Annotated in this window: 5 protein-coding genes; all 5 read left to right on the top strand. The window is 68.9% G+C overall.

What is annotated here, in order from left to right; all coding sequences use genetic code 11:
- Nucleotides 1-475: ATP-dependent Clp protease proteolytic subunit (locus ACTHNQ_RS19825; protein ID WP_440335642.1), on the top strand; the 475-nt coding region annotated here is incomplete at its 5' end.
- A gap of 32 nt (nucleotides 476-507) precedes the next feature.
- On the top strand, nucleotides 508-1,185 hold the full coding sequence (locus ACTHNQ_RS19820; protein ID WP_141894389.1) for an ATP-dependent Clp protease proteolytic subunit: 678 nt from the start codon (nucleotides 508-510) through the stop codon (nucleotides 1,183-1,185).
- Between the two features lie 189 nt (nucleotides 1,186-1,374).
- Nucleotides 1,375-2,643 (top strand): ATP-dependent Clp protease ATP-binding subunit ClpX, encoded by a 1,269-nt coding sequence (gene clpX, locus ACTHNQ_RS19815; protein WP_440335641.1) that lies wholly within the window; start codon nucleotides 1,375-1,377, stop codon nucleotides 2,641-2,643.
- Between the two features lie 22 nt (nucleotides 2,644-2,665).
- Entirely contained in the window at nucleotides 2,666-3,640 is a 975-nt protein-coding gene (locus ACTHNQ_RS19810) for a serine hydrolase domain-containing protein (RefSeq protein ID WP_440335640.1), read from the top strand.
- A 37-nt stretch (nucleotides 3,641-3,677) separates the two neighbouring features.
- The gene (locus ACTHNQ_RS19805) at nucleotides 3,678-4,796 is read left to right on the top strand and encodes an epoxide hydrolase family protein (protein WP_440335639.1); all 1,119 of its coding nucleotides are present in this window, start codon (nucleotides 3,678-3,680) and stop codon (nucleotides 4,794-4,796) included.
- Nucleotides 4,797-4,945: the final 149 nt, after the last annotated feature.

Here is a 4,945-nt window from a genome sequence, read left to right as displayed (position 1 = left end):
TGAGGACTCCGAGAAGGACATCTACCTGTACGTCAACTCCCCGGGCGGCTCGATCACGGCCGGCATGGCGATCTACGACACGATGCAGTTCGTGCCGAACGACATCGTCACGGTGGGCATCGGCATGGCGGCCTCGATGGGGCAGCTGCTGCTGACCGCGGGCACCAAGGGCAAGCGCTACATCACCCCCAACGCCCGCGTGCTGCTCCACCAGCCGCACGGCGGCTTCGGCGGCACGGCGAGCGACATCCAGACCCAGGCGCAGCTGATCCTCGACATGAAGAAGCGTCTCGCCGAGATCACGGCCGCGCAGACCGGCAAGTCGGTCGAGCAGATCAACGCCGACGGTGACCGGGACCGCTGGTTCTCGGCGCAGGAAGCGCTCGAGTACGGCTTCGTCGACCACATCCGCGAGTCGGCCGTCGACGTGATCGGCGGCGGCGGAACCGACGGCGGCGCCCGCGCGGCGGACTGACGGCACCGAAGGCGAAAGAGAGAGAACCCGGAATGCAGACCCCCACCTTCGGCGGTGCCCCGATGGCACCCCAGGGCCTCCAGATGCCCGGCAGCCGCTACATCCTGCCGCAGTTCGAGGAGCGCACGGCTTACGGCTACAAGCGCCAGGACCCGTACAACAAGCTGTTCGAGGACCGCGTCATCTTCCTGGGCGTCCAGGTAGACGACGCCTCGGCGGACGACGTCATGGCGCAGCTGCTCGTGCTCGAGTCCCAGGACCCCGACCGCGACATCATCATGTACATCAACTCGCCGGGCGGCTCGTTCACGGCGATGACGGCGATCTACGACACCATGCAGTACGTGTCGCCGCAGATCCAGACGGTCGTGCTCGGCCAGGCGGCCTCGGCGGCCGCCGTGCTGCTCGCGGCCGGCGCCCCCGGCAAGCGTCTGGCCCTGCCGAACGCCCGCATCCTGATCCATCAGCCCGCCATGGGCGAGGCGGGCCACGGTCAGGCGTCCGACATCGAGATCCAGGCGCAGGAGATCCTCCGCATGCGCACCTGGCTCGAAGAGACGCTGGCGAAGCACTCGAATAAGACGGTCGAAGAGGTCAACAAGGACATCGACCGCGACAAGATCCTCTCGGCCGAGGAGTCGGTCGCGTACGGTCTCGTCGACCAGGTGCTCACGACCCGCAAGCGCGGTCAGCAGGCGCTCACGAAGTAGGCGGATGCCGCCACGCCCCGCCGCCCGGACACCCGGGCGGCGGGGCCTTCGTCTGTCCGGACCGGTTCCGCTCACCGCGCACCCGGGTCGTCCACAACGTGCGTCGCAATGCCGCCGCATGTCGGCGTCAGCTATTAGGCTCGGAGAACAGCTGGGGGGCTTTCCCCCGACGCGACGAGGAGGAGCCTCATGGCACGCATCGGTGAGAGCGCCGACCTGTTCAAATGCTCCTTCTGCGGCAAGAGTCAGAAGCAGGTCCAGCAGTTGATCGCCGGCCCCGGCGTCTACATCTGCGACGAGTGCGTCGAGCTCTGCAACGAGATCATCGAAGAGCGCATGGCGGAGTCCTCGTCGGGCGTGGTCGCGGACTTCGACCTGCCGAAGCCGCGTGAGATCTTCGCGTTCCTCGAGGAGTACGTCGTCGGCCAGCACGATGCCAAGCGTGCCCTCTCGGTGGCTGTCTACAACCACTACAAGCGCGTGCGGGCGCACGGAACGATCCAGTCCGCCGAGCAGCGGGCGGAAGAGATCGAGATCGCGAAGAGCAACATCCTGCTCCTCGGTCCCACCGGATGCGGCAAGACGTACCTCGCCCAGACGCTGGCGAAGCGGCTGAACGTGCCTTTCGCCGTCGCCGACGCCACGGCCCTCACCGAGGCCGGCTACGTCGGCGAGGACGTCGAGAACATCCTGCTGAAACTTCTGCAGGCCGCGGACTTCGACACCAAGCGCGCCGAGACCGGCATCATCTACATCGACGAGGTCGACAAGATCGCCCGCAAGGCCGAGAACCCGTCGATCACGCGTGACGTGTCGGGCGAGGGCGTGCAGCAGGCGCTGCTCAAGATCCTCGAGGGCACGGTCGCCTCGGTGCCGCCGCAGGGCGGGCGCAAGCACCCGCACCAGGAGTTCATCCAGATCGACACGACGAACGTGCTGTTCATCGTGGCCGGGGCGTTCGCGGGTCTCGAAGACATCATCTCGTCGCGCGTCGGCAAGCACGGCGTCGGGTTCGGCGCCTCACTGCACCGCAAGGACGAGGACCTCAACCTCTTCGGCGACGTCCAGCCCGAGGACCTCCACAAGTTCGGTCTGATCCCCGAGTTCATCGGCCGCCTGCCCGTCGTTGCCTCGGTGTCGCCGCTCGACCGCGAAGCGCTGATGGAGATCCTCACCGAGCCGAAGAACGCGCTCGTCAAGCAGTACCACCGGATGTTCGAGCTCGACGGCGTCACGCTCGATTTCGATCGCGAGGCGCTCGAGGCGATCGCGGACCTCGCGGTGGCACGCAAGACGGGTGCTCGCGGCCTGCGCGCGATCCTCGAGGACGTGCTGGGTCCGATCATGTTCGAGATCCCCTCGACCGACGACGTCGACAAGGTGATCGTCACCCGGGCATCGGTCGACGAGGGCGCTCCGCCCACCCTGGTGCTCCGCGACAAGCGCAAGAGCGCCTGACCTCGTCTTCGCAGGGTCGGCCGTGACACCCCTCGAACCCGATCTGGACGGCTTCAGCGGTGTCGTGAGTGCCCGCCGCGGTGACGAGGTGCTCGGCGAGTGGGCCGTCGGCCTCGCCGACCGCACCTGGAGCGTCCCGAACAGTCCCGACACTCGATTCGGACTCGCGAGCGGTGCCAAGACCTTCACGGCCCTGACGGTCCTGTCGCTGGTGGGCGACGGGACGCTGTCGCTGGATGCGCCTGCGCGCGCCTTCCTGCGCGACGACCTTCCGCTCATCGCGGACGACGTCACGATCGACCATCTGCTCACCCACCGGTCGGGCATCGGCGATTACCTGGACGAAGAGATCGACGCACTGGCACCCATGACGGTGCCGGTGCAGCAGCTGGATTCGACTCTCGCGTATCTCGCCGTCCTCGACGGCTTCCCGACCAAGTTCCGCGCGGGGGAGCGCTTCTCGTACTGCAACGGCGGATTCGTCGTGCTGGCCCTGATCGCCGAGCGGGCATCGGGCACGCCCTTCGCCGAGCTGGTGCGTCGGCGGGTCTTCGCACCCGCCGGGATGACGGCATCCGGCTTCCCCCGGTCGGACGCGCTCCCGCCCTCGACGGCGACCGGCTACAAGGACGACGGACGCACGAACGTGTTCGAGCTGCCGGTGCAGGGCTCGGGAGACGGCGGCGCGCACTCCACGGTCGCCGATCTGCACCGCTTCTGGCTCGCGCTGCGCGACGGGCGCATCCTGCCGCCCGAGCTCGCCGAACTCGCGATCGAGTCCGTCACCTCCGACGCCGGTGACGGCATGGGCTACGGCCGGGGCATCTGGCTCGACGGAGAGGACCTGCTGCTGTCGGGTGGCGACCACGGGGTCACGGCCTCCAGCAGGCACGACCCGCACACCGGGGTCACGGTGACAGGCCTGGCGAACATCGAAGTTCCCACGTTCGCACGTGTGAAGGCCCTGATGGCATCGGTGAGAGCCGCCCTGTCGTAGCGCCGCCGATGTCGGAGCCCGGGCGTAGCTTCGGCGCATGTCCACTCCGCAGCCCTTCTCGATCGCGGTCGCCGACGCCGAGCTCGCCGACCTCCACGAGCGCCTCGACCGGTTCCGGCCCCTTCCGGACTCGCCCCGCCGACCCCCCTCCGGAATGTCGGCGGAGTATCTCGGCGAGCTCGTCACGAGCTGGCGCGCATGGGACTGGCGCGCGCGAGAGGCCTGGCTGAACGGGCACCCGCAGTACCTCGTCGACATCGACGACACGACACTGCACTACGTGCACCTGAGGTCTGCCCGTCCGGACGCTCCGGCGCTGCTCGTGATGCACGGCTGGCCCCACACCTTCGCCCTGCAGCTCGACTTCGCCGATCTGCTGCCCGACTTCCATGTCGTGCTGCCCAGCTTTCCCGGCTTCGGCTTCTCGACCGCCTACGAGCGCGGACCCATCACCGAAAAGCGGCTCGCGGCGACGATGCAGACCCTCATGACGGACGTGCTCGGCTACCGCCGGTATCTGACCTACGGCGAGGACGTCTCGGCCAACGTCAACGACCTCCTCGCGGGCAGCTATCCGGAGTCGGTGTCGGGGATCATCGCGACGCACTCGCACTTTCCGTCGCGCGCCGAGCGTCCGCTGCTGACGGCACCGGACGAGGTGGCGTTCTTCGCGCGCCTCGACGCGTGGGGCGGCCAGAACGGCGCCTACGGTCACGTGCAGGGCACCCGGCCCGACACGCTGGCCGCGGGACTCAACGACTCGCCGGCAGGTCTGGTCGCGTGGCTCGCCGAGAAGCTGGTCGAGTGGAGCGACACTCCCGGCGGCGATCCGCGCGCGGTCGAACGCCGCATCTCGCGCGAGCGGATCCTCACCGAGGCGATGATCTATTGGACGACGCAGAGCATCGGCACCTCGTTCCGCCCCTACTACGAAGGCGCCGACCAGCCCGACGAGATGCCGCCCGTCGAGGTGCCGGCATCCGTCCACATCCAACGGCACGAGGGGGACTACCCCGAGTCGCTGGCGCGGCGGTTCTACCTCGACCTGCGCACGTTCGAGCGGCTGGACGAGGGCGGCCACTTCGCGGTGGCGGAGGTGCCGGCGGCGATGGCCGACCGGGTGCGGACGTTCGCCCGTGCGATCGACCTGCTGTAAAGAAGACGGGCCGGGGGGGGGCGCGGCGGGGCCCCCCCCCCCACCCCCCCCCCCGGGGCGTCCCCCCGCCCCCCGCGGTGGCGGCGCGGGGGGGTGACGGCAACCCCTCCACCGCAGTAGCCGGATGCCGCGCCCCGCAACATAGACCC

The organism is Microbacterium sp. (genome assembly GCF_051953575.1).
GTDB lineage: Bacteria > Actinomycetota > Actinomycetes > Actinomycetales > Microbacteriaceae > Microbacterium.
Note: the sequence above shows the minus strand (reverse complement) of the source record. Positions and strands in the feature narration are given on the sequence as shown.

Coding starts and splice junctions, on each gene's coding strand:
- clpX (WP_440335641.1), top strand. CDS start 1,375: ATGGCACGCATCGGTGAGAGCGCCGACCTGTTCAAATGCTCCTTCTGC.
- ACTHNQ_RS19805 (WP_440335639.1), top strand. CDS start 3,678: ATGTCCACTCCGCAGCCCTTCTCGATCGCGGTCGCCGACGCCGAGCTC.
- ACTHNQ_RS19820 (WP_141894389.1), top strand. CDS start 508: ATGCAGACCCCCACCTTCGGCGGTGCCCCGATGGCACCCCAGGGCCTC.